The organism is Bacteroides sp. HMSC067B03 (genome assembly GCF_001811315.1).
Classification (GTDB): domain Bacteria; phylum Bacteroidota; class Bacteroidia; order Bacteroidales; family Bacteroidaceae; genus Bacteroides; species Bacteroides faecis.
The window spans coordinates 60,191-85,748 of sequence record NZ_KV804301.1; the positions used below are offsets into that span (position 1 = coordinate 60,191).

A 25,558-nucleotide genomic window follows, 5' to 3' on the forward strand; every position below is an offset into this window, starting at 1 on the left:
TAAGTCCTAGTTTATCTACAATTTTCTGCGAACGATTGACAATGGACTCTACATATTTCGGATCACGATTCTCTTTGTTCAAATCGACTGCTCCGGCAGATATCCAACCGCAAAGAAACAACAGAGACATTAAAACTATCTTTTTCATTTCATCTTATTTTTTATACCATATGCCAAAAGGAAACCCAGTTCCGGCATCTTATACCGATACCGGTTGCAGATTACATTAATTTTCCTTTTTCAGCTAATGTATCGTAGTTGTTTTTTAAATCTCTCCAGTCTACTTTGTGCTTTGTACTGATTCCATTGATATACTTTTCAATATTCGTATATCCGTCACCTGTACAATCTTTATTAGCATCACTTGGATCATTCGGATTCAATCCATTAGCAATTTCCCATTCATCCGGCATACCGTCACCATCCGTATCCACATACGGAGTTCCTTTGTATTCGGGGAAACCACCCATCTGACGAATATCAGTAATGATACCTTGCTTATAAGAATCTTTCGGCAAACGACGATATCTGAACTGACCGTCTTCACCCATTGATTTAGGAGCTAAGCCTGTAAGGTCACCGTTAGCATCCTTCGCCATTTTCTTGTCATAATAAGGAATACCGGTTTTTACTTCTTCGATAATGCGTTCGTCTACAATATCGCGGCAAGGGATATTGGCACCTACATGTTTCGTTACATAATCATAAGCATCATTGGCAGATGTAATTTTAATATAAGGCATTGCAAACGGTTCGTAGCTCCGCATCATTTCAGTATATCCGTCAGTATTTGGCTGACCTTCAATCTGTATACCACCATTCCAGTTATCTTTTGTTATTTCCGGATAACCTTCCATCACGTTACCATCAGCATATACACGACCATAAACTTTATAATTCAGTTTGCTACGTCCGGCTTCCGGTTTCAGGATACGACAACCTACTGTATTGTTTTTGGGAGTAGCAGGACCGGGTTTATAGTAGTTATTGATCATGTTAAACATAGCCGTATAATCACCGCCGTCAGTTGAACGATGCACCCAGTTAAATATCACATTATTGACGAAGTTAAATACTCCATTCCAACCAACAGACGGATTACGGCCTGAGTTACTAGCCCAAAGGTTACGCATAAATGCACAGTTTTCACCTCCTAATGTACTGCCGAATGCATGGTTATATGTATCCAAAGCTTTTGCGGAAATCGTATTCTGAATAGTTACATTTACCGTGGCAAGCTTTTCGTCTTTGCTCTCATACTGTCCTTCACTCGGATCATACATATGACGGTAGAAAGATATATTTTCGTCCAGTCCCCATGTACATGAACAGTGGTCTATCATGATATTACCAATCGGATTACCACCAAAGGAGTCATCACGATGCCATACTTTTGTTTCTCCACGACGGAATCTCATATGACGTACAACTACGTCGTGTGTATCCACCCAAAATGATTCTCCGGCAATGCAGACACCATCACCCGGTGCTGTCTGTCCGGCAATAGTAACGTAAGGTGCTCGAACAATAATCGGAGATTCCAGACGAATGATACCAGCCACATTGAATACAATAATACGTGCACCACCTGTCTCACAAGCTTCGCGGAATGAACCCGGACCACGATCATTCAGATTAGTAACCGTAATTACTTTACCTCCACGACCACCAAAACTATACATTCCACCTCCTTCAGCACCCGGAAACGAGGGAATTCTAGCTTGTGGCAAATCATAGGGACGACCAGCCCATGAGATATAAGGACGTCCTTCTTTTGCTTCTTTCAGTACTATAGGTAACGCTTTCTCCCATGCTTCATCAGAACGTTTCCGTTCCTCGGTCATCATCTTTGTATAATTCGCTTTGGCTTCGTCAGTTATCTGCGGGTATTGTGCCCATACAACGGTCGGAGTCAACATTGCAGCTGCAAAAGCTACTAAAAGTACATGTTTCTTCTTCATTTTTATTGGGTTTTGTGAGATTGTTAATTCAAAAATACAATAATAAGACGTAAAACAAGGAAATATGTAATCAGAAAATATAATATATTTTTCTATTCTAACTTTAAATACAAAAGGACCACTTATTCCTTAATATTCTTTTCAAAAGATCAAAGTGATAAATGGTCCTTAGGTTTATTTCAGAATGAACATTCTTCAGATCAAGTAATTATTTTGATAAACGAATTCACTCTGCCAAAGGATCAAAGGTACCATCAGCTCCACCTCTCCAATAGTCGCCCCATCCTATATTTTGTTCTAATGACACATTGTTTTGCATCGCATTCTTCTTAAAACCTAAGATATAATAATAAGGTTTAAATGTTGGAAGAATAGTTTCATCATTACCGTCAGTACTAAGATTTTTACGTTTAAAATGTTCTTGATAAAACTGAGCCAATGCCTTTACCTTTGCATCTGCATATGTTATTTCATCATCGGCTGATTCTGTACAAGTTATATCTTCAGTCAAACTTAATGCTGTCGGACGTTTATTCCATAATTCATCATAGGTTTCTTTTATTGTTTTATCTTCATTGTAGACATTATTACTTTTAGCAGCAATAAAATTTTTTGCATAAACCTCAATCCGATGTCTTCTCTGACCATTCAATGGTTCAACTCCTAAATAGTTACATGTATTGCCATTAAAACCTGTAAGTTTCCAAGTCGATTTCAGTGCTTCTTGGCCCACTCCACCATCAAATAACATCCAACGTCGCACATCGTGGAAACGTTTACCTTCATAAGCAAGTTCTATTTGACGTTCATAAAGTATAGCCTCAAATAGTTTAGCACGATCATTAAAAATAGCTGGATCTAATCCACAATTATCTGTATATCCTACACGCTTACGAATTCGTTTAAGAGCATTCACTGCCTCGTCAAAATGATTTGCCCCACAAGCAGCCTCCGCATAATTCAATAATACTTCGGCAAAACGTATTTCCATATATGGAGCAGCAGACTGTCTGAATCCATTACCTGAAGTCTTTTCAAAGATATATAAAGGATTAGAATTGAGTGCTAAATCATCTGTACGCTTACGCAAATAAATCCCCGTATTTTTGGTACCTAGACAATCAGCTGCATAGCCTGACTTAGAGTTACTATTACGATCATCTACATTATCATACCAACAATAATTCCACAACTTGTAATTATTCCCTGTAGTATACCCATTAATGCCATAAGGTAATTGACCTTTTTCACCAAAAGATTTCAAGTCATCACTATCAAACTTCCATTCTACACCAGGGAACGCAAAAGTGCGATAAAATCTTGGATCGCGGTTTAAAAAGAAAAGTTCTTGATTATAATCATAAGATCCATTCATGTCATTTGGTTTCTTCCCATCCGCCATTGGAAAAAGATCAACCATTTCTGCAGTGGGAGTCATACCACCCCCACCTCCAGCATTAGCTGGGCGAAGAGAATGTTCCCATCCATTCCATTTTTCAAGCTGTAAGTGCTCGGCTGGTGATACATTATTATATAAAGTTACTAATACTGCCTCAGAAACAGTTCCTCCACCACCTTCTGAGCCAATATAATCGGAGAATATCTTTCCCCAACCTGCTGCATTCTTTCCTGAATTGTTTTCATAAGCCAATCCAAAATTACCTTCTTCCAGTTTTTTTACAGCAGCTAAGTTTGTTTGATATGCAGTTTCCCATCGTGTAACATCATCCGCCCTATTAAAAAGCGGACTGGCATATAACAATTCCACACGACCTTTTAAAGCCAATGCTGCCCCCGATGTTATGCGTCCAAAATTCTTATTTTCAGACTCCCAACGTGCTGGCAGATAATCAGCAGCTGTTTGCAAATCTTTGCAAATAAAATCAATACATTCTTTTGTAGACGAGCGTGGAACTACCAAATGAATACCTTCACTATCTCCAATTATAGGATTTTGTACATTATCAATAATAGGTACACCACCATACATCATTACCATTAAATAATAACGCCATGCACGGAAGAAAAATGCTTGTCCCAACAATAACTGCTTTTGGTGTTCAGTTAAACTTTCACTGCCAATCACTCCTTCGATCATATCATTACACTCACGAATACGCACCCAAGGAGAATAATTGTTATCTAGATTAAAATAATCAGTAACAGTTTCATAATCTAGAGGAGAATTAGGATTCATCAAACCTGATATCCCTCCATATTCTTCTGTACATTTCGAATATTGATCACTTGTTCCCGTGCTTGGCATATCACCCATAGAACCAGTCAGATCAGATCCACCCGTCGCACTCGGCAGCATGATATAATACAAGTAAGCTATACGGTTATCAGCTGACTCATAATTTTCATAAATAGTCGTACCGTTAAAACTTCCATATAATTTTTTGTCTTCCAAAAATTGATCACTACAACCTGTAAAGACGGCAACTGTTATGGTCAGTAATGCAATTGAACCATACTTATTTATTTTCTTCATCATTGTATTCAAATTATTAAAATGAAACATTAACACCTAACGTGAATTTACGTAAGTTCGGATAATATCCATAGCTTCCCGCCCAAGAAGCCCATGCTCCTTCTGGATAAGGGTTTAGGAAGTTAAATACATTTTGGCAAGTAAGATTGAAACGGCAACTACTAATGCCAATTATTTTTAGCCATTCTTTAGGCAATGCATAAGCTACTGTCATATTACGAAGTTGCACTGTTGCTGCACTTACTTTCCAAAAAGTAGAGGGTGCACCATTTACACTACTATAGCGAATATTCGGGTATTTTGCATTTCTGTTTTGTGCTACAGTTACTATATTATTAGCGTCATAAATATCCTCATATACAAACATATCTTTCCACATTGCCGACACATTACTATATTCAGAGTAACTTTCTTTACGCATAGTTGTAGGAACTAAGGAATATGCTCCCCAACTTGCACCAAACTGCGCACTAATAGAAAAAACTTTATAAGAGAAACCGAAATTTAAAGTTCCACCGTAAGGATTACTAGCACGGTGAGAAATTTTTATATAATCTTGTTCATCAACAATACCATCTGCCGGACCAAAAGTTCCAGTTGATTCATCATATTGTCCACGTACATCCTTATAAATCAGCATACCAGGATGTACATTTTCTTTTGTATTTCCTAAATATTTAGTAATACTATATTTATCAAAGTACTCATTAATTTCCTGATAACTACGGAACATACCTATACATTCATAACCCCATAGTCCTCTATCAGAACGTTCATTTCTCACTAATTTATCAAAATCATATGCAGCCTTCCAACCTGTCTCTCTGATTTTATTATCATTGTATCCTGTTGTAAGCTTTACCCAATATGACATGTCTTTTCCAATTTTATCCTTCCATCCTAATGACAATTCAACACCATATGTATCTACCTCACCAAAGTTTTCTGGAGCAGGCTGTATTCCTACCGTATTCGGATAATAAGAAGTTCCTTGATGTGAAGCAAACATTTCACGGCCCATATCATAATAGAAGTCCAAATTAGCGCTCATTCGATTCTTCAAAAAGGCCATATCAATACCAAAATTAGTTTTATAAGTCTTATCCCAATGTACATCAGGATTTACTCCTTGTTTCGGCATACGAATCGTAGCACTTGTATTTGTACTAGAATTAGTTCCAAAGATCGGTCCTTTGTCTGGATTACGGGTGTAAAGCTGAGTCCAAAGCCAAGCATTCACATTATCTTTACCAAGAATACCAAACGAACCACGTATCTTCAAAAAGTCGATTTTTGTCTTGTCTTTATCAAACCATTTTTCATCTGAAATAACCCAGCCGGCAGACCATGAAGGGAACATTCCCCAATAATTCTGAGGAGCAAATTTGGCAGAGGCATCAGAACGGAGCATAAACTCAAACAAATATTTATCATCATATGAATAATTCACACGACCAACATAAGAAAGCATACCAGACTCACTGCGGTTAAACGTTACAGTTTGAGCAAAACCTTCTGCATTGGAATCCACAGAACTAGATTGGCCATCTGTAAAAGGTAATGGATCTGTAAGACTACCATTCAAATCTTCCCATTCTGATTCTGCTTTTTCAATAGAGAACAAACCACTGACATAATGCTTACCAAACTGACGTGCATAGCTTACTGTTAAGTTCATTTGATAACTATCTGAGCGATTCATACTACGCCCCAAAGAGTTGCCATTATTCAACTCATACAATCCCAATGTATTAGCATTGTATTCAATCTCGTCACCAACATAAAGGTGACCACCGCTGCCACCACGGGATATAAGGCGATATACATCGATTTTTGTACCGATAGTATTTGTTTTTCCTGTACTTATATTTTTTGAATAAGAAGCTTTTACCTTTAAACCACGTAAGTATTTACTCCAACCAAAATCATACTCTAATGAACCGTTAAGAGAAAAATTCTGATTCTGATTCTCAACATTATCTGACGCATTCTGTACTGCTGCAAAATTATACTTCTGCTGATCACTTGGATTAGTTATATTTTCCATACCTGAATGAAAAATATAATATCCATTTACTTGATCAGGCACATAAGGTACATGTAACATTAAAGATTCAAAATCACCATCAGAGCCACCACCTTTTACATTTTTAGGTTTATTTGTCTCTCCATAATTACCAGATACCTGCAAAGAAGCTTTCATCCATTTTGAAATATTAGCATTTACACCAGCACGATAGTTCCAACGATTATAGTCCAAGCGCCCTATATTACCTTCTTGCTGATAATACGAAACACCACCGAAATAAGTTGCTTTTTCTGTTCCCCCGCTAATGTTGACACTATGACGCTGCGTCAAAGCCGCACTCCATTCTTTATCTAATAAATTATAATTCATACCCTTCATTGCCTCCAACTCATCAGATTGAAAAAGTTGTACCCTCAAGTCATCGGATTCTTGATCCTTAGTAGCAGTATTAGCAGCACGAGCAGCATTGTATATACGACCGTAATCATAGGCATTTAGCATCTTCGGTAACATCAATGCATCTGTATAACCAAACTGTCCTGAATAAGAAATTTTGGGAGCACCTACTTTTCCTTGTTTAGTCTTAACCAGCACAACACCATACGCAGCACGTGCTCCATATACAGCCGCTGCAGCATCCTTTAAAACAGTCACATTTTCTACTTCATTTATATCTAAATTATTGAAAGCACCTTCATCTGCAATAAAGCCATCAATAACATATAGTGGAGTAGGGCTTGCATTACCTCCTAAATCAGAACTTGGAGTAATGGTAGTATTCACTGAACTTTGACGAATCTGTAAGCTTGGTGTACTACCTGGACGCCCACCACTAAGTGATACATGTAAACCATTTATTTTACCAGCTAACGCGTCACCCAAACTACCCACTGACAAATCTTTCAATTCTTCTGTGGAAATCGTTTCAATGGCACCTGTTGCATTACGTAATTTCTGAGAACCATAATCACCAAGTACTACAACTTCATCTAATTTCAGTTGATCTTCTAAAAGTACAATCCTAGGATTTTTTAAATCAGATATAATTTGTGAAGTATATCCAACAAAGGAAACTTTCAATTTGCTTTTTGGAGCAACCTTAATATTAAATTTCCCATCAATATCTGTCACTGTACCTACTGTCCCATTTACCACCATGACAGTAGCACCTATTATCGGTTCACCACTTACATCTACAACAAGTCCAGTTACTGTCTGATTCTGGGCACACAATGGCATAACAAAAGTCAACAGTGTACCGATGAATAAACTGAGAATAATATTTTTCTTATTCATTGTATTTAATTTTTATTATCATACTACTTTACTTACTCTTCAACAAGTGGAAGCCATCGTGGATCACCGGTTCTCTTTTCAAGCTGGCTTGCTCCAGTTACAGTAAAATCACCATTTACAGCATTAATGAAGCCAGGATCTGTATCAAGAGTATTTGTATCATATTTGTCATTACTTTGACTACCATTATACCAATAAGTATTATATTCAAAATTTCTAGACATATTTGCATTACCCATTATTTTATTCGTCATATCTCCTTTACCACAATCTACAAAAATAGTTCTGGAGAAATTTAGTGTTAAGCATGCTTGTCCTCTATAGCTATTCCAATTAGTAAAGTCTTTGCTATAAGCAAGATTGTATACTGTACAATTATAAAAATTAAAAGTTCCATTTGAATATCCAGTAATCTTGTTAGGTCTGTTACCATTTACCTGTGCAAAATAACTTCCATTCTGTACAGTACTACAAAGAGTACTCTCTTTAAATGTTATATTAATAAAACTACCTTTATTAAAATACACAATCGTATTAGACTGATTACATCTAATAAAAGAAGCTTTTACTGTAAAGTTTTCTACACAATATTTTTTCCCTGAATCATATAATAAATGCCTATTAAGGTCATATACATTACAAGACTGAATAACGATGGGATCTTTAATAACGTATTCTCCAGAAGATACTTTTAATTGTTCATTTGGAGTCTTACTTAATCCAATTAATGAAGCATCAGAAGAACCTTTCTCCATTGCATTACAATAGAAATCCATAAACTTTATCTTCAAACCATTCTGTGTTAATATTCTACCACTTTGACCAAATGTAATTTTCGAATGATTAATTTTATTTCCACGAATTGTAACTTTACGTGCTCCAAAATCTATTGGACCTGATATAGTATATTCACCGTTAGCCTCTAATTCATATGCCAACTCTTTTAAAGTGCCATCTTCATTAGGTTCCATATCAGTCTCTGGAAGCGGATTATCAATAAACCATTGAGTCAAATCTACTCCACTAGGAATGGATGCATATGTTTCAAGTAAAGTTGAAAAACTTATTTCACAGGCTTTTTCTGCATCTTTGTTATTAAACTGTTTATTTCCAATGGTTTTAATTAAGAATTTATATTTTGTATCTTCTTCTACTTCCAATTCAACGCTACAACCATCGATAAACTCTCCTTCAACTACAGCTATCGGATTTTCAGGATCATCAACTACATACCAAGAAAACTCATAACCTTCTGCTCCATGCACTACAGGCCATTCAATAGTTGCATTTTCTCCTGTGGCATCAAGTTCCACTTTTACATTCTCCAATTGGGGAGATTCCAGTGTAGCATTTTTCACATCCGACTCAAAAGATTCGTCTTCGTGATACCCTATGGTACAGCTACTTAAAAGAAATAATAACGTAGCGAATAACAGTCCACGTGTTCTTCTTCGTAAAAATAAACGATTACTTTTCATACATTAAATTTAAATTAAACAATACGTTCTTATGTTATCAATATTTAAGTTGAATATTATATACAATAGTCCGTTAAACATTTCATTCACATTTATGCAGTAATGGCTGCAAAACTAATGGCTTCTTTCTACAGTCTTCGATTTATTTCTTTGTTCGGTTTGATTCCTATTATTCAGTTCCCTACTTTGACAGTCAGTTAATCTTGTGAATTGCTTTCCATCTCAATAAAAATTATAAGAAGCTTCCCATGAACTCTTGAATGAAGACATGTTAGTAAACTACTTAAATAATCATAAAATACATATACCACTCTTCTTTTTCTTCATACATAAAAAGGACGTATGATTTAAAGATATGTAATCACATAAAAAGAACAAAAATGAAGTTAATTGGAAATTATATGCAAAAAAAGGCCTCAAGACACTTTTCCTATTAAAAGGAAAGTGCCTTGAGGCCACCTTTTTATATTAAATTACTTTTTTCCGGGAATCAGAAAAATCTTTTATTCTGCCAATGGGTCGAAAGTACCCATACCACCGTGAGCATAATCTTCCCAACCAATGGTCTGATACAATGTCGCATTAGTTTGCTGTGCACTTTGACGCAATCCAAAGAAATAATATCTGGGTTGGAAATAAGGATTAATGTCCAGCACATTACCATCAAGACTGATATCTTTACGTGAGAAATAGGTATCATAGAATGTACATATACTTGACACAGCCGGATCAAGAATCGTTTCTCCGTCTGCTTCCGTAGCAATCTTCTCATTCAATGTCAGTGCTGCTGGTCGCTCTACGTTTTTAATCGGATCACTGTCATTATTTGCAGACCCGGTACCTTCAACATTGATTTCTATGCGATATCTCTTACCACGTTCATTCATCGGAGTCACACCCAAATAAGTACAAGTATTACCTCCAAAGCCACTCAATGCCCAACTTGCATTCAAAGCACCTTGTCCTACACCTCCGTCAAATAGCATCCAACGACGCATATCATACGCACGTTTACCTTCAAAAGCCAACTCTACCTGACGTTCATACAATATAGCTTCAAACAATTTAGCACGGTCAGTTTCAATCGCCGCATCCAGGCCATAATTATTTGCACTCGTATAGCCTACTCTGCCACGTACGGCTTTCAGCGCCTTGACCCCTTCCGCATGATAAGTGCCGCCCGCACCACAAGCTGATTCTGCCAGATTCAGCAATACTTCCGCATACCGTATCTCCATGTAAGGAGCTGCCGATCGTCTGAATCCCTGCTGATCACCACTGCTGTTATCAGTAAACACATAAAGACTAGTGCCCAAATCAAAATCATCCGAACGTTTACGAACATAGACTCCTCTATTCTTAGTGCCCAGCATATCGGCTGCAAAACCGCTTCTACTCGGATTATTACGCTCATCAGCCGTAGTATACCAACAATAATTCCAAAGTTCATAGTTCGCACCACTGGTATAACGGGTTGGGCATAAACCAGACATCGTTGCTCCTGAAAAATCGACATTGCCACTGTTGAATTTCCACTCTACCCCCGGAAATGCAAATGTACGGTAGAAACGCGGGTCACGATTTAGAAAGAACTTTTTAGGGTCATAATGAACTCCTGATTCCATCGGTTTCTTACCGTCAATCATCGGGAAGATGTCTATTATTTCCGCTGTAGGAGTCTTTCCTCCGCCTCCGTTTATATTTCCTGGTCGGATTCCCTGCTCCCACAAGTTGTATCGGTTGATGTTTTGTGAAGCAATAGGAGACACATTATTATATAAAGTAACAAATACGGCTTCGCTTCCACCTGTATAAGTGGCGAACATTCTGGCCCAATTCTTGGCATTGTCTTCTCCGCCATTGCCTTCATAAGCAAGTCCGAAGTTACCTTCATTCAGTTTAGTGATGGCAGCAAAATTGGCGTCGTAAGCATCTTTCCAACGAGATGCGTCATCGGCACGGTTAAAAAGTGGACTAGCATAAAGCAACAATGTACGACCTTTTAGAGCAAGTGCTGCACCGGCGGTTATGCGTCCGTAATCCTGCCCTTCATTCTGCCAACGTGCAGGAAGATAGCTGGCTGCCAGTTCCAAGTCATCGCATATAAAGTCTATACAAGCCTTAGTCGAGGAACGAGGAATGACCAGATTCTCACCATTACCATCACCTATCACCGGATTCTGGACGTGGTCTACAATGGGAACACCACCATACATTTTCACCAACAGATAATAACGCCATGCTCGAAAAAAGTAAGCTTGTCCGAGTAATTGTTCTTTCTCTGTCTGCGAAAGAGTCGCACTTCCCGTCACACCTTCAATCACATTATTACATTCGCGGATACGTCCCCAAGGACTTCTTTCACTGTTGATTACATAAAAATAATCGGGAACAGTCTGAATAGTAAGAGATGCCGTAGGATCATTGAAAATAGAGTAGTCTCCATATTCCTCCGTACATTTGGAAAAATCGTCATCAATACCCGCACTGGTTATATCGGTCAAAGCATTGGAACCTCCGGTAGAACTAGGCAATAAAGACTGATATAAAAAGTCCACACGACTTTTGGCTGTTTCATAATTTTCGTACACAACCGAAGCGTCATAGCTTCCATATACTTTCTTGTCTTTCAGAAAATCATCGCTGCATCCAGTAAAACAGATTAGTCCTGTCACCATCGATGCTGTCAAACATATTTTATTTATCTTTTCTTTCATAATCTTCTTTGATATTAGAATGAGACATTAACACCTAAAGTTACTTTACGCAAATTAGGATATCTTCCATAAGTGCCTCCCCATGTACTCCAAACACCATCAGGATAAGGATTGTAAAAGTTTAAAAGGTTCTGAGCAGTCAAATTCAGACGGCAACTGCTGATGCCGATCCGATTTGTCCATTCCTTCGGAAGGCTATAAGCAACTGTCAAATTACGTAATCGAACGCTGGCTGCGCTAACTTTCCAAAATGTAGAAGCCTGACCGTTTATGGCACTATATCTTAAGTTTGGATATTTAGCACTCCGGTTCATTGGCGCCACTACATTACCACCGGCATCCAATACATCTTCATACACATACATATCTTTCCACATGGCAGATACATTTTTATATTCCAGATCATCGTATTTTTCCTGACGTAAGTCTGTCTGTACAAGAGCATAAGCACCCCAGCTTGCACCAAATTGAGCACTGAATGAGAAGTTCTTATACGAAGCACCAAAATTAAAAGTCAATCCATAAGGATTATTGGCACGATTGGAAATCTTCACATAGTCATTCTGATCAATCACGCCATCTGCTTCACCATAAGTACCATCGGCATTACGCTGACCACGTACATCACGATAGATCAACATACCCGGATGAATGTTATCTTTCGTATTCCCAAGATAAGAAGTGATCTTATTCACTGCGAAATACTCTTCGATATCCTGATAGGTGCGGAACATGCCAATACATTCGTATCCCCACACACCACGGTCGGAACGTTCACCCCGAACAATGTCATCAAAACCGGGAGTAGCCTGGAATCCGGCTTCTTTAATCTTGTTATCACTGTAACCGGTAGTCATTTTTACCCAATAAGAAAAATCTTTACCGATTTTATCTTTCCAATTCAAAGTAAGTTCTAAACCATACGTATCAACTTCTCCAAAGTTCTCAGGAGTAGCCTGCGTACCTACAGTAGTCGGATAGAAAGAAGTACCCGTGAAAGTTGTGAACAACTCACGTCCCATATCATAGTAAGCATCTAATGTAATACCCAGTCTACTATCCAGCATCCTGACATCGATACCTAAATTGGTCTTGTAGGTTTTATCCCAATGTACATCTGCGTTGACCCCTCTTTGCGGCATTTGGAATGTTGCACCACTATAGGTATTGGTGGCTGTACCAAATATAGGACCTCCATCTGCATTTCGGCTATAAAGTTGTGTCCACAACCAAGGTTGTATATTATCTCTTCCCAAAATACCGAATGAACCACGAATCTTCAAGAAATCAATACCTAGTTTTTCTTTATTAAACCAGCTTTCTTCCGAGATAACCCAACCTGCTGACCATGAAGGGAACATTCCCCAGTAGTTACTAGGAGCAAATTTGGTAGATGCATCCGAACGAAGCAGGAACTCAAACAAATACTTGTCTGCATACGAGTAGTTCAGACGACCGATATAAGAGAGCATACCCGATTCCGTACGACCGAACGTAGTCGTTTGATCCGCACCGGTAGCTGTCGAATTAGATTGTCCATCGGTAAAGCTGAAAGGATCAGTTACAGTACCGGTCAGATATTCATATTCCGATTCTGCCTTTTCAATAGAAAACAATCCATTCACATTATGCAAACCAAACTGACGTGCGTAGCTGACTGTCAAGTTCATCTGGTAGTTATCCGTTTTATTCATCGCACGGCTCAATAAATTACCATTATCCAAAGTAAAAGTACCAAAATTGCTATCATCTATATTTATATCATCGCCAGTATAAAGGTGATTTCCACTGCCACCACGTTCCAGCAGCCTGTAGACATTCATTTTAGTACCGATATTATTACTCTTATTATTGATAATGCTCCTCGAATAAGAACCTTTCACTTTTAGTCCCTTCAACCATTTGCTCCAACCAAAATCATATTCCAATGAACCGTTTATGGACATATTATTTGTCTGATTTTGAGTATTGTCAGGAGAATCCTGAACTGCTCCAAAATGGAATAGTCGTACAGCACTTAAGCCCGAAGACACATTTTCCATACCTGTATATACAACAGGACGTCCACCTACATATCCGGGCACAAAAGGCAAATGTGTCATTAGAGAATTAAAATCAGCATCTGTCCCACCACTGGTTATACCATTACGTGAGTTATTCTGTTCACCCATGTCACCTGAGAACTGTAAGGAGGCTTTAATCCACTTACCGATATTAGCATTAACACCCGCACGGAAGTTCCAACGATCATAATCTAAACGTCCCATATTACCTTCTTGATTATAGTAAGATGCACCCGCAAAATAAGTAGCCTTCTCTGTACCGCCATTAATACTGAAACTGTGGCGTTGCGTCCAAGCCGCACTCCACTCATCATCCAGCAAATCGTAGTTCAGTTCTCTCATTGCTTCCAATTCGTCAGCCTGGAAATATTGCGTTCTTCTATTATCCGATTCCGATTCACCGGTAGAAGTTCCAGCTCCACGTGCGGCATTATAAATACGTCCATAATCATAAGCACTTAGCATCTTAGTTTTTTTCAAAGCATCAGTAAAACCGAATTGCCCTGTATAAGATATGGAAGGTGTACCTACCTTACCGCGCTTGGTTTTCACCAATATGACACCGTAAGCCGCACGTGCCCCATATACAGCTGCCGAAGCATCTTTCAAAACCGTAATACTTTCTACTTCACTCACATCCAAATTATTAAATGCATCCTCTGTAGAAATAAAATCGTCAATTACATATAATGGGCTAGGATCTGCATCACCTCCACGCGTTGAATTGGGAGTAATGCTGGTATTGATATTACTTTGGCGTATTTGTAGACTTGGGGTACTACCCGGACGACCACCACCCGAATTTACATGCAAACCACTCATCATTCCGCTCAATGCATCACCTAAGTTACCCACCGAAAGATCTTTAATCTCATCCGGAGTAATGGTTTCAATCGCCCCCGTTATGTTTTTCATTTTTTGTGTACCATAACCTACAATAACCACCTCATCCAGATTAGCTACATCTTCTTTCAATACAATCTTTGGATTATTCAAATTCGTTATTGTTTGAGAAACGTATCCTACAAATGAAACAGCCAATCTTCCCCCTTCCGGGACGGGAAGGCTAAATTTACCATCAATATCACTTATCGTGCCTACCGTAGAATCTACAATCTTAATTGCAGCCCCAATAATTGGGTCACCAAATTCGTCCACAACAACCCCGGTCACCGTACGTGCATTTTGGGCATAGACGATTTGCGCAAAGGCTTGTATAAAAAGCATACATAAGCCTAAAATGAAATATCTTTTACTCATAGTATTCTGTTATTGTTTATACATTGTATTCATTCTGTTGTCGGAAGCCAACGTGGATCTCCACAACGTTTCGCAATATGCTCCGAGCTACTCAAAGTAAAATCACCGTTAGCAGCATTCACAAACTTTGGCTCTACCTTAATAGCTGTTCCCGAATGGTCTCGTCCATTCTCATCACTAGTATCATAATCAAGGAATCCTCCCGGAACAGCACTATAATAATAAGTATTATATCCAAGTGTATAATTTACATTACCATAATTTCCCGCATTACAGATCCGTCTGAAAACACCTTCAGTTCCTGTGGCCGAACTTACGACACAGTCTGCAAAAATAGTATTCTGCATTTCCAAAAAGAACACAGCACTATTACTGTTTATTACATTATTAAAGAAACGATTGTTAGTGCCAATTTGATAGAACGTACAATTACTCATTTTCCGAAGCGATGTACTCCAGCCAGATCCGCTAAAGTTTGACGGAGTACGTCCTCTCATCTGAACAAAATAGGCAGATCCGGGAACCGTATAATAAATAGTACTGTTTGAAAAGCTCAAATCTTTGATCCAACCTTGACCGTTGAATGCTATAAATATAGTACTTGCTGTATTAATGCTAACCAAGCAATCAGTAATAGACAATGACGACAAAGCATAACCATTATTACAGTAATATAATGGTACGGGAAGATCTTTTATAGTACAAGATTGGAAAACATAAGGCTGCTGCACTATACCGGCTTCTGTGCTATTGAACATAACGACACCTCTACTATTAGAAGCACTGTAAGTATCAGCATCAAAATCAAAATCTATAAACTTAATTTTTAGACCAGCTCCGCGATTTATAAAAGAAGCATTTCTTTTCATTGTCAGTTTGGCATGATTTACTTTGTCGCCACGAATAGTCAATGTAGTCGTTCCTAAATCAATATTACCATCCATTTCATATACACCACCTGCCACTAATTCATAAGCTATTTCTTCTTCTCCTTCTGCAAGAGGATCAATCGGATTTGCCGTAAAATATTCGGTCAGATTAGTTCCTGTTGGTATTGTTTCACGTACTCGAACCAATGTATTATAAGTCATTTCCGTAGCTGCAACAGCATCAGCGTTATTATACTTCTGATTTCCTAATGCTCTGACTGCAACCTTATACTTTGTATCTTCAGTAATATCACGCGTAATCGTACATTTATCTACGACTTCATTCTCTTCGCCTATAACAACTGGATTGTCAGGATCATCAATATTATAAAATGTCACTTGGTACCCACCGGCTCCTAGCACTACCGGCCATTTAATTTCCAGAGACGTAATATCTACGTTTCTGGTAAAAGTCCAACCTTCAGTCGACGGTGATTCCAAGGTTACCCCCTGAACTTCCGATGAGAAGGTCCAATCATCCTTGTATCCATCGACACAAGAACTAAAAAGAAGTATAGCTGCCGCAAATGCCAAACTATCCCTTTTTACTCGCAAGAATAAATGTTTACTCTTCATAGATTAAATTTTAATTTATATAAAATGATATATTACATCATCAGACATCTATTCACATAAATAAAAAGATACAACTAAAAGAATCGTAATCTCTTAAAAAGAATAAAAAATAGAATCTGAAGTTTTTTCTCTTAGTTTTATTAAACTATATCATAATTCCCCTCCCTATCATTGTTGAAAATTTTCTTTTAAATATTTTATATTCCAATCATCGTTCTTCTCCACATCTTCACATCGTTTTAACTTCCACTTTAACCGATTCATATAAAGGACGAATGGATAAGATCATTGTAATCCACCAAAATTCTGCTGATTGATACCATAACGGAAACAGTGAATTAAATAAAAAACAAAATGGTTACAAGCATCCGAAATAAAGGATGAGAAAGCATCAATATCTCTATAGGATTAGGATTTGATTCGCATAGTGAAAAAAAAGTCCGAACTTTTTTAAGTTCGGACTTTTAATATAGTAAGAGGACATATAATGTTTGAAGTCCCTCCTACCTATTATCTCAATTATTATATTACTCTTGAAACACCTTTTTCAAATACTTTATATTCGTTCCATAATTCTTCTTCACGTTCCTCACATCATCCTTGTCTCGTGAGCGTTCTACAACCAGCCAGCCCCTCCAGCCCATTTTGTCAAGCGTCTTTTTTACCTTATTCATATCCAGCCGCTCATTGAAAGGAAGAGTCACTCCATCCGTATCTGTACAGTGAATCTGGCAAATTCTATTTTTTCCAAGAATCTTGAGTTCCTTACATAGATCCCTTCCATTCTCTAATGCATTCTGAAATTTAAAATAGATCTTGATACCGGGAGAATTAATCTCTTTCAATAGTTTCACTTCTTCTCTTGCATCCAATTGAGTTTCAATGCCAATTACAACTCTTTCCGAAGCAGCCATATCCCCTACTTCCTTCAGCCGTTTTATTAAAGCTGTCCGAAGTTCCGGAGTTTCCTGCCAGCCTGCTTCCACTCCACCCAAAGGGAGAAAAGCGACCTTGGCACCCATTACTTTCATTGCATCCAGACAATCCCGAACTAATTCTTTATAATTAGCACGATCTAAAAAAGATTGTCCATAAAAACCGGACATAGCAATAGAAGGAACCTCTAAATTATAGTTCTGAGCTGTTTCACGAAATAGCTGCTGGAAATGGGGCTCACGCAATTTGTTATCGAACATTTCTCTTTTACCGAGACTACCCATATCCAACTCGACTCCATCTCCTTTCAACTCATGCACCAATTGGAACGAACCAATCTTCTGACGTTTCAATATCATCCAGTCACATACGGCGATCTTGTAACGTTGTTCTTTTTGTTTCGATGCAGCAACAGCCAGCATTGGAAAACATTCTGCTACGATTAATATCCAAAGGATATGTTGAAATAATTTCTTTCTATTCATCATCTTAATTATACGCTGATCGTATAAAAGACGGATGAAAGGAAACTTTGTAATCGGCTACATTCCAAATATTTAATACTAAAACGGAAAAGGGGATATTTATAAAAATAAGATAATGACACTATCCCAGGTAAATGGTGTCACTATACCACTGATATAGTGTCATTATCGCAGACATATAGTGACACTATCTTTTTGAAAGGATTATTCAGGTAAGATGTAAAAAAATAGGCTGCCGAACCCTGAAAAGTCCGACAGCCTTGTCAACCCAAAAACGATACCTATGAAACACTGTGTGTTATTTCAAATCAAATATCAAGCGTTTACCATGAACAAGTTCATCGTGGGTAATGCGGTATTTATTGAACTTCTTACCATCCAATAACACCTTATTTATATAAAGAGTTTCCGATCCGGTACGATTACTCTCAATTACCAGCTCATTTTCCTTATACCATTTAGGATCCAAGCGGATCGTTACTTTATTAAATACCGGAGTAGTCAATGTATATTCCGGCAATCCCGGACAGTCGGGATAAAAACCTATCATATTGAAAATAGCCCATGCAGACATCGTACCTGTGTCATCATTTCCAGGGATACCGTCCGGTTTGGTCGTAAAGTACTTATCCAGCAGTCGCTGTGTCTCTTTCTGTGTACGCCATTCTTCACCTTTAAAGTAAGAGAACAGATGAGCGTAAGCAATATCCGGTTCGTTAGCCGGATCATATAGTCCTTCATCAAACACCATTTGCAGCTTATTGACAAAAGGTTTCTTTCCACCCATCAGTTTAGCCAATCCATATACATCATGTGGTACATAGAAAGTATAATTCCAAGAATTACCTTCGTGGAAACCGGGATTCGGTTCAAAGTTCTCTCCCTGCCTCGGATTGAACGGACTGTAGAAAGTTCCGTCTGGAAGAATAGGTCGGAATGTACCGAACTCCTTACTATAATAATGCTTATATCCCAAAGAGCGTTTATAGAACATTTCCGCATCTTTCTTCTTTCCTAAAGCATCCGCAAAACGGGAAAGGGCAAAGTCTGCGATATAATATTCCAGTGCATGAGATACGGAGTTATCATATTGTTCACGAAGCGGCACGTATCCTTTTGACATATAGTCATCATTGTCCGGACGCATCAGATTTTCCGCCCCGGGTAATGTAGCCGACTTGTACATAGCTTCATAAGCCAGATCTACGTCAAAGTCACGCAATCCTTTCATCCATGTATCCACAATCACTGGGATACTTGGATCACCTTCCATCGTAAGAGTCTCTCTTCCATACAATTCCCATTTAGGAAACCAACCATGTTCACGATACATATCGAGCATGGTACGTACCATTTCCATCTGACGTTCGGGATAAACCAAAGTCAAAAGCTGATGTACGTTACGATATGTATCCCACAAAGAGAATACAGTATATCGGGTACCTTTCGTTGTCAGAATCTGATCGCTCTCCATAGCCGGATATTCACCATTTACATCCTGCAGAACGTTCGGATGAATCAACAAATGATAAAGTGCCGTATAAAAAACTGTTTTCTGTGCATCCGTTCCTCCTTCTACAGTGATACGTGACAAGTCATCGTTCCACTGTGCACGGGCATCGGAAAGCACCTGTTCAAAGTTTTTTCCCGACTGTTCTTTATCCAGATTCAAACGGGCATTCTCTATGCTTACAAAGGAAACTCCCATCTGTACTTCGACCTGTTCTCCTTCCTCTGTTTCAAAAGTGAAGTAAGCGCCCACATCGTCACCTGCTATTTCTTTTCCATAGCGGGTATACAATTTATATTTGCCTTGGTCTCGATCCCATTCTGCTTCCACACCTGTCATCGGACGTTGCTTTTTCCAATATCCGGTTGTGGTGGGAACTTTGTTCACTCTCATCACAAAATAGATGGGAAATACAGCTTGGGGATTATAACAGAAAGTACCCAATAGTTTCATTCCCTCTATTTCGCTGTCACTTACACGACGAAGCATGGCTCCACTCTCATTGGTCAGGCCTTCGCCCAAATTCAGAAGTATATGACTCTTTCCTCTAGGAAAAGTGAAACGGGCAATACCTGTACGCGGAGTAGCAGAGACTTCTGTCTTTATATTATACTTCGTCAGATAATTGGAATAATAGCCGGGAGAAGCCTGTTCATCCTTATATTTGCTCCCATATTCCTTATAGTCTACATTCAGTTCTCCGGTAGTAGGCATCAGCAATAAAGAACCCAGTTCAGGACAACCGACACCACTCAGATTTACATGAGAATATCCTGTAAAGAAACAATTGGTATATTCATAAGGCGTAGACCACCAACGTGCATCTTTATCGTAAGTATTATCAGCAGAACCCATCACATTAAAAGGTACTACGGACATCATTCCATTCGGACAAACAGCTCCGGGATTAGTGGTACCGAAATTTGTCGTTCCAATAAAAGGATCTACATAGTCTATCAACAGACTCTTTTCCTTATTCATAGGGGGGGCCTTACCCTCTCCCCCAAATACGGGGAGAAGGGTGAAAGCCAGTGTGCAAGTTAATAATATACGTCTCATATCCTTCTTAAATAATGCTCGTCCGTTTTGTAAAATCAATTATTTCCTGGATATAGCCGAAAGCCATTCCTACAACAGTATCTGCAGCTCCATAATAAACAGCTACACGCTCACCATCCTGCAATGCCGCACATGGGAATACCACATTGGGCACATCACCTTGAAGTTCATAAGGTGCAGCCGGACCTATCAGATATTCACGGGTACGATAAAGTACCTTTTCGGGATGATCCTTATCGAGTATCGCCGAACCCATTGCATAACGGAAACCGTTGCAAGTAGTGATAACACCATGATAGAAAAGCAACCAGCCTTCATCAGTAAGGAAAGGTACCGAACCTGCACCAATCTTGGTACACTGCCAGGCACTTTCAGGGAAAGGAGTCACTTTCATAACACAACGATGTTCACCCCAGTATTTCATATCCGGACTGTAGCTGATATAAATATCACCGAACGGTGTATGTCCATTGTCGCTGGGGCGACTTAACATAGCATATTTGCCATCTATCTTTTGCGGGAAAAGTACTCCATTACGATTGAAAGGCAGGAAGGCATTCTCGCATTGGAAGAAATCTATAAAATCAAATGTATAGGCAATACCGATAGTAGGTCCATGATAGCCGTTACACCAAGTAATCCAATATCGGTCTTCAATCCATGTAACACGCGGGTCATATTTATATTCGGATTCGATCATTTCCGTGTTACCGGCTTTAAATTGAATCGGTTCATGACTAATATCCCAATGAATACCATCTTTACTGAACCCTGTGAAGATATTCATCTGTACAGCTTTGTTGTCACAACGGAATACGCCGGCGAACCCATCTTTGAAAGGTACGACAGCACTATTGAAAATACTATTGGATGAAGGAATATGATAGCGTCCGATGACCGGATTTTGCGAGTAACGCCACATTACATCTGTACATCCGACAGGACGTTCTTCCCAGGGAATTTGAATCTTATTCATAATAATTATTTATTTAGTAATTAGTTATCTATTATCACTCAAAAATAGCAATTTATTTTTTCTTTTTTGAATCATCATACGTAAAAGGTATAAAATAGGTCATCAAAAAAGCAGGAATTGTTGCGATCAGTACATAGATAAAGAAACTACGGTATCCCAGTAAATCACTAAAATAGCCGCTGATCATTCCCGGAAGCATAACTCCCAGATTCATGATTCCCGAAGCAAATGCATAATGTGACATCTGATGTTTGCCAGGAGCAATCTGCTGCATCATGAACAAGGTCAGTCCGACAAATCCGAAACCATAGCCGAAATACTCCATTGTGATACATGTTCCGATCAGATAAAGACTGGTCGGCTGGACTACAGCAAGGAAAGTATAAGCAAGGAAAGGAAGGTTGAACACGCAACAAAGCATGAATAAAGTTTTCTTCAATCCATATCTGGCAACAAATATTCCACCCAGCAATGAACCGATAACAAAGGCGGCAGAACCAAAGACGCCATTCAATGTTCCGATTTCTGTCAATGACAGCCCCAGACCTCCGACCTCTCTGGAGGCACGCAGAAACAAAGGAGCAACCTTCATTATAAATCCTTCCGCCAATCGGTAGAGAATAATGAAGAAGATATAATATACTATATGTTTTTTAGTAAAAAAGTTCCCAATCACATTTACCAAATCCTGCATGATTTCTGAAGTAGTTTTTTTTCCGGTAGCAGGAACTTGTGTAGAAGGCAACATCTTTATATGATAAAGACCGAGCAATACCATTACTGCAGCAATTACGGCAAAAATAATCATCCATGCAGATGAATATGCACCCTTATTGGCATCTATCGAAGCTCCTTCTATTGCCCCGAAATGTTCGGCCAGCATACCTGCCAAAGCAACTAATCCACCATTAGCAACCAATTTTGCCACATTATAGAAAGCCCCCTGCACTCCAATATATTTAGCCTGATCCTCTTTATTCAGTTCTGCCATATATACACCATCGCAAGCAATATCATGTGTGGCTCCACTGAACGCAATCACCGCCATAGTGGAAATACTGATAGCAAAGAAATAATCAAAGAATAACGAAAAAGCTACTACTCCAAACAATATACCACTCAACAGTTCGGTTACCAGTACAAAAAACTTTTTGGTCCGATACATTTCAAGAAAAGGGCTCCATAAGAATTTGAGTGTCCAGGGCATCATGATAAGAGAAGTCCAAAACGTTATCTGAGTATCAGAAATACCCAAATCCTTAAACATGAATACGGAAACCAAATTGATGGCAATAAAGGGAAGTCCCATTGCAAAATAAGCGGTAGGTACCCAATAAATCGGGTTGATAGTTTTTCCTTGAGAAGCAGTTTTATTCTGTTGCATAGTTCAATAGTATATAGATGAAAGGGTCATTTTTCTGACCCATCTATATATAATACAACTAAGAAGGGCAAACTACTAACGCTTGCCCCTACTTTTTTTAATTTTATTGTTACTTCGTCGATAAAGAACCACGAAGGATGCCCTACACCATAATGCCATTCGGGACATTCTTTCGTACCGGTGACCTCAACTTTCACATAACGGGCATGCACTGGCATTTCCGATTCAGTCTTCACTCCGCGGAACTCCACTTTCCCCGAACGGTTTTCCGGCATATCATGTGTTCCCCAATGTGCATAATTCTCTCCATCTTCAGAATAGGAATAAACCACCTTCAGAGGGAAAAGAATCCAGGCTCCGATTTGATGCAGGAAATCCGTCTCTATACTATGTATTTCTTTCTCTTTACCCAAATCTATAACAAAAGCACCGTCTGTTCCTTCCCAGCCAACCCAGCTTTCAACGAAAGTAGATCCTCCGAATAATCCATCCACTAATGCCGTTTTTCCGATCTCTGCATATTTACCGGTAGGAGGAATAAGATAAGTAACCTTTGCTCCTATCGCAACGCTTTTTTCTGCACGGGGCATATATCTCTCCCGATACAACTGGCAATATTCCACAGGAGAATTGGAACGTTCATTCAATGTCGGTACATTAAATTCTTTCACCCGTTCTTCAAAAAGTGCCAATTTCGGACTGATCTCATTCATATCTGTACCAGTCTCAGTACGGGCAATTTCCAATTCCGAATACTGAATGGGCAAGCGGGCACGCTGCACACGCTTCAGGAATTTATTATCTTCAGCCACCGCTTTCTCTGCATCATCAAACAGTTGATTATAACGTCGCATCAGTTGTGGTTTCAGCATTCCGTATTTATGGGAAACAGGAGAATCATAAATCCACAATCTTTGTCCGCTGCCTATCAACGCTCCCTCCATCACCTTGATATACCGATAAAGGTATGGCGCAGCCTCTCCATAGTATCCATGTAGGAAATGCTGCATCAAAGAATCAACATTCGCTTCGGGGTTCCACATTAACTTAGATACCAAATAGGCACGTAACTCAGCGAAGTCTCCTCCCCTGCTTCCTGCAATCTGTGAGAAATGCATAGTGGCATGATTCTTTTTGAACAGACGAATATTATCCTGCAAGATATGAAAATTAGGGAACGGAGCCAGATAATTATCAAAATTAATACCATAATCCCACACGAAAATATTATTAGTGATGGCAGACCAGCCTTCCATTGCTTTCACAAACTCTTTACCTGAGGCATTTTCCGTCAAAGTCACTTCACGGTCACAATCTATATCACAAAGCATGATATTCACATTCGGCAATGGCTTCACATGTTTCGGAGGATTCATCGTATACAGATAGGCAAGCGTGGAAAATTCCTTATCAGGAAAACGGGCAGCCAGTTTATTCAAAAAAGTAATGATACTTCCAGAAAGTGCTCCTTCATAATCATCTATTGCTTTACAGGCATCACATGTACAATTAGTGTAATTACCATCATTCTGACTCACAGACATAATATGCTTATCCGGATTTGCCTTAAAAATAGAATCAATCCGCTGAGCCACGATTTCAAAAACTTTCGGGTTACTCAGACACCATTGGCTCGCTTTCCCCGGATGGCGTTTGCCTTTAAAATAAGAATAATATTCCGGATGGTCTTTTCCATATACGGAAGCAGGAAGCAACTTATCAAAAGTATGCACCCAATAACCGGCAGCAAACACTTCATTTGGCTCTTCCAGCCTGTTCCACCATTTATATATGGAGTCTGTACGAATAGCATAACATTGTGTCTGGCGGTAACGAAAAGCCGGATTATCTATTTTATCGATAAGCGGCAGTTCGACTGTCTTCGCAGGGTTAAAAGAGTATTCGTTTTCTCCCCAATAATCCACTCCAAGATATTGTTCAAGTAAAGTTACAACTCCGTAGACTGCCCCATTCCCACTGCCTGAAATACGTAAGATTCCATCTTTCGTAGATAGGCTGAAACCGTCTTCTGTCACTCCAGCTGGGGTTTTGCTACTGATTATAATATCTCCTTTTTTTGCATTCTGTCCTTTTACAATGGGAAATGTACAACCTGAAATTCTCTGAAGGAACAATTGAAATAAATTTGCTGATATTTGATTAATCTGGTCATTTTCTGATAGAATAATCCTGGATTTAGTTTTTCCATTATCAACTAAAACGACTTGTGCTGTTGCAGGAATATAACAACATGCTCCCAACAAACAAAGCAGCTGAAAAATAATACGGCGAATGATTCTCATAGCATTTCCTTTAATTAGTTTTTAGATAATACAATCCAAAAATATAAGATACTCAAGAAAAAAATCAGTTCTAAGTTTTATTAACAAAGAAAACTTAGAACT

Annotated in this window: 12 protein-coding genes; all 12 read right to left on the reverse strand. The window is 38.7% G+C overall.

The window, feature by feature from the left end:
- Positions 1 to 221: 221 nt before the first annotated feature.
- Positions 222 to 1,961, reverse strand: a complete 1,740-nt coding sequence (locus HMPREF2794_RS05995; RefSeq protein WP_070751148.1) for a polysaccharide lyase — start codon at positions 1,959 to 1,961, stop codon at positions 222 to 224.
- A 226-nt stretch (positions 1,962 to 2,187) separates the two neighbouring features.
- On the reverse strand, positions 2,188 to 4,455 hold the full coding sequence (locus tag HMPREF2794_RS06000) for a RagB/SusD family nutrient uptake outer membrane protein (protein ID WP_008761664.1): 2,268 nt from the start codon (positions 4,453 to 4,455) through the stop codon (positions 2,188 to 2,190).
- 16 nt (positions 4,456 to 4,471) lie between these two features.
- On the reverse strand, positions 4,472 to 7,780 hold the full coding sequence (locus HMPREF2794_RS06005; protein WP_070751149.1) for a SusC/RagA family TonB-linked outer membrane protein: 3,309 nt from the start codon (positions 7,778 to 7,780) through the stop codon (positions 4,472 to 4,474).
- A gap of 32 nt (positions 7,781 to 7,812) precedes the next feature.
- Positions 7,813 to 9,258: a DUF4992 family lipoprotein gene (locus HMPREF2794_RS06010; RefSeq protein ID WP_008761666.1), complete on the reverse strand. Its 1,446-nt coding sequence runs from the start codon at positions 9,256 to 9,258 to the stop codon at positions 7,813 to 7,815.
- A 503-nt stretch (positions 9,259 to 9,761) separates the two neighbouring features.
- Positions 9,762 to 11,975: a RagB/SusD family nutrient uptake outer membrane protein gene (locus tag HMPREF2794_RS06015; RefSeq protein ID WP_008765815.1), complete on the reverse strand. Its 2,214-nt coding sequence runs from the start codon at positions 11,973 to 11,975 to the stop codon at positions 9,762 to 9,764.
- A gap of 14 nt (positions 11,976 to 11,989) precedes the next feature.
- On the reverse strand, positions 11,990 to 15,298 hold the full coding sequence (locus HMPREF2794_RS06020; protein ID WP_070751150.1) for a SusC/RagA family TonB-linked outer membrane protein: 3,309 nt from the start codon (positions 15,296 to 15,298) through the stop codon (positions 11,990 to 11,992).
- A 29-nt stretch (positions 15,299 to 15,327) separates the two neighbouring features.
- Entirely contained in the window at positions 15,328 to 16,803 is a 1,476-nt protein-coding gene (locus HMPREF2794_RS06025; RefSeq protein WP_055270718.1) for a DUF4992 family lipoprotein, read from the reverse strand.
- Positions 16,804 to 17,330: 527 nt separating this feature from the next.
- A complete protein-coding gene (locus tag HMPREF2794_RS06030) occupies positions 17,331 to 18,224 on the reverse strand; it encodes a sugar phosphate isomerase/epimerase family protein (RefSeq protein ID WP_055270774.1) in 894 nt (297 codons plus the stop codon).
- Positions 18,225 to 18,522: 298 nt separating this feature from the next.
- A complete protein-coding gene (locus HMPREF2794_RS06035) occupies positions 18,523 to 20,793 on the reverse strand; it encodes a GH92 family glycosyl hydrolase (protein WP_055270716.1) in 2,271 nt (756 codons plus the stop codon).
- A gap of 7 nt (positions 20,794 to 20,800) precedes the next feature.
- Positions 20,801 to 21,769, reverse strand: a complete 969-nt coding sequence (locus HMPREF2794_RS06040) for a 1,4-beta-mannosyl-N-acetylglucosamine phosphorylase (protein WP_008765821.1) — start codon at positions 21,767 to 21,769, stop codon at positions 20,801 to 20,803.
- Positions 21,770 to 21,821: 52 nt separating this feature from the next.
- Entirely contained in the window at positions 21,822 to 23,153 is a 1,332-nt protein-coding gene (locus HMPREF2794_RS06045; protein ID WP_008765822.1) for an MFS transporter, read from the reverse strand.
- 26 nt (positions 23,154 to 23,179) lie between these two features.
- A complete protein-coding gene (locus HMPREF2794_RS06050) occupies positions 23,180 to 25,456 on the reverse strand; it encodes a DUF4838 domain-containing protein (RefSeq protein ID WP_371489990.1) in 2,277 nt (758 codons plus the stop codon).
- Positions 25,457 to 25,558 lie beyond the last annotated feature (102 nt).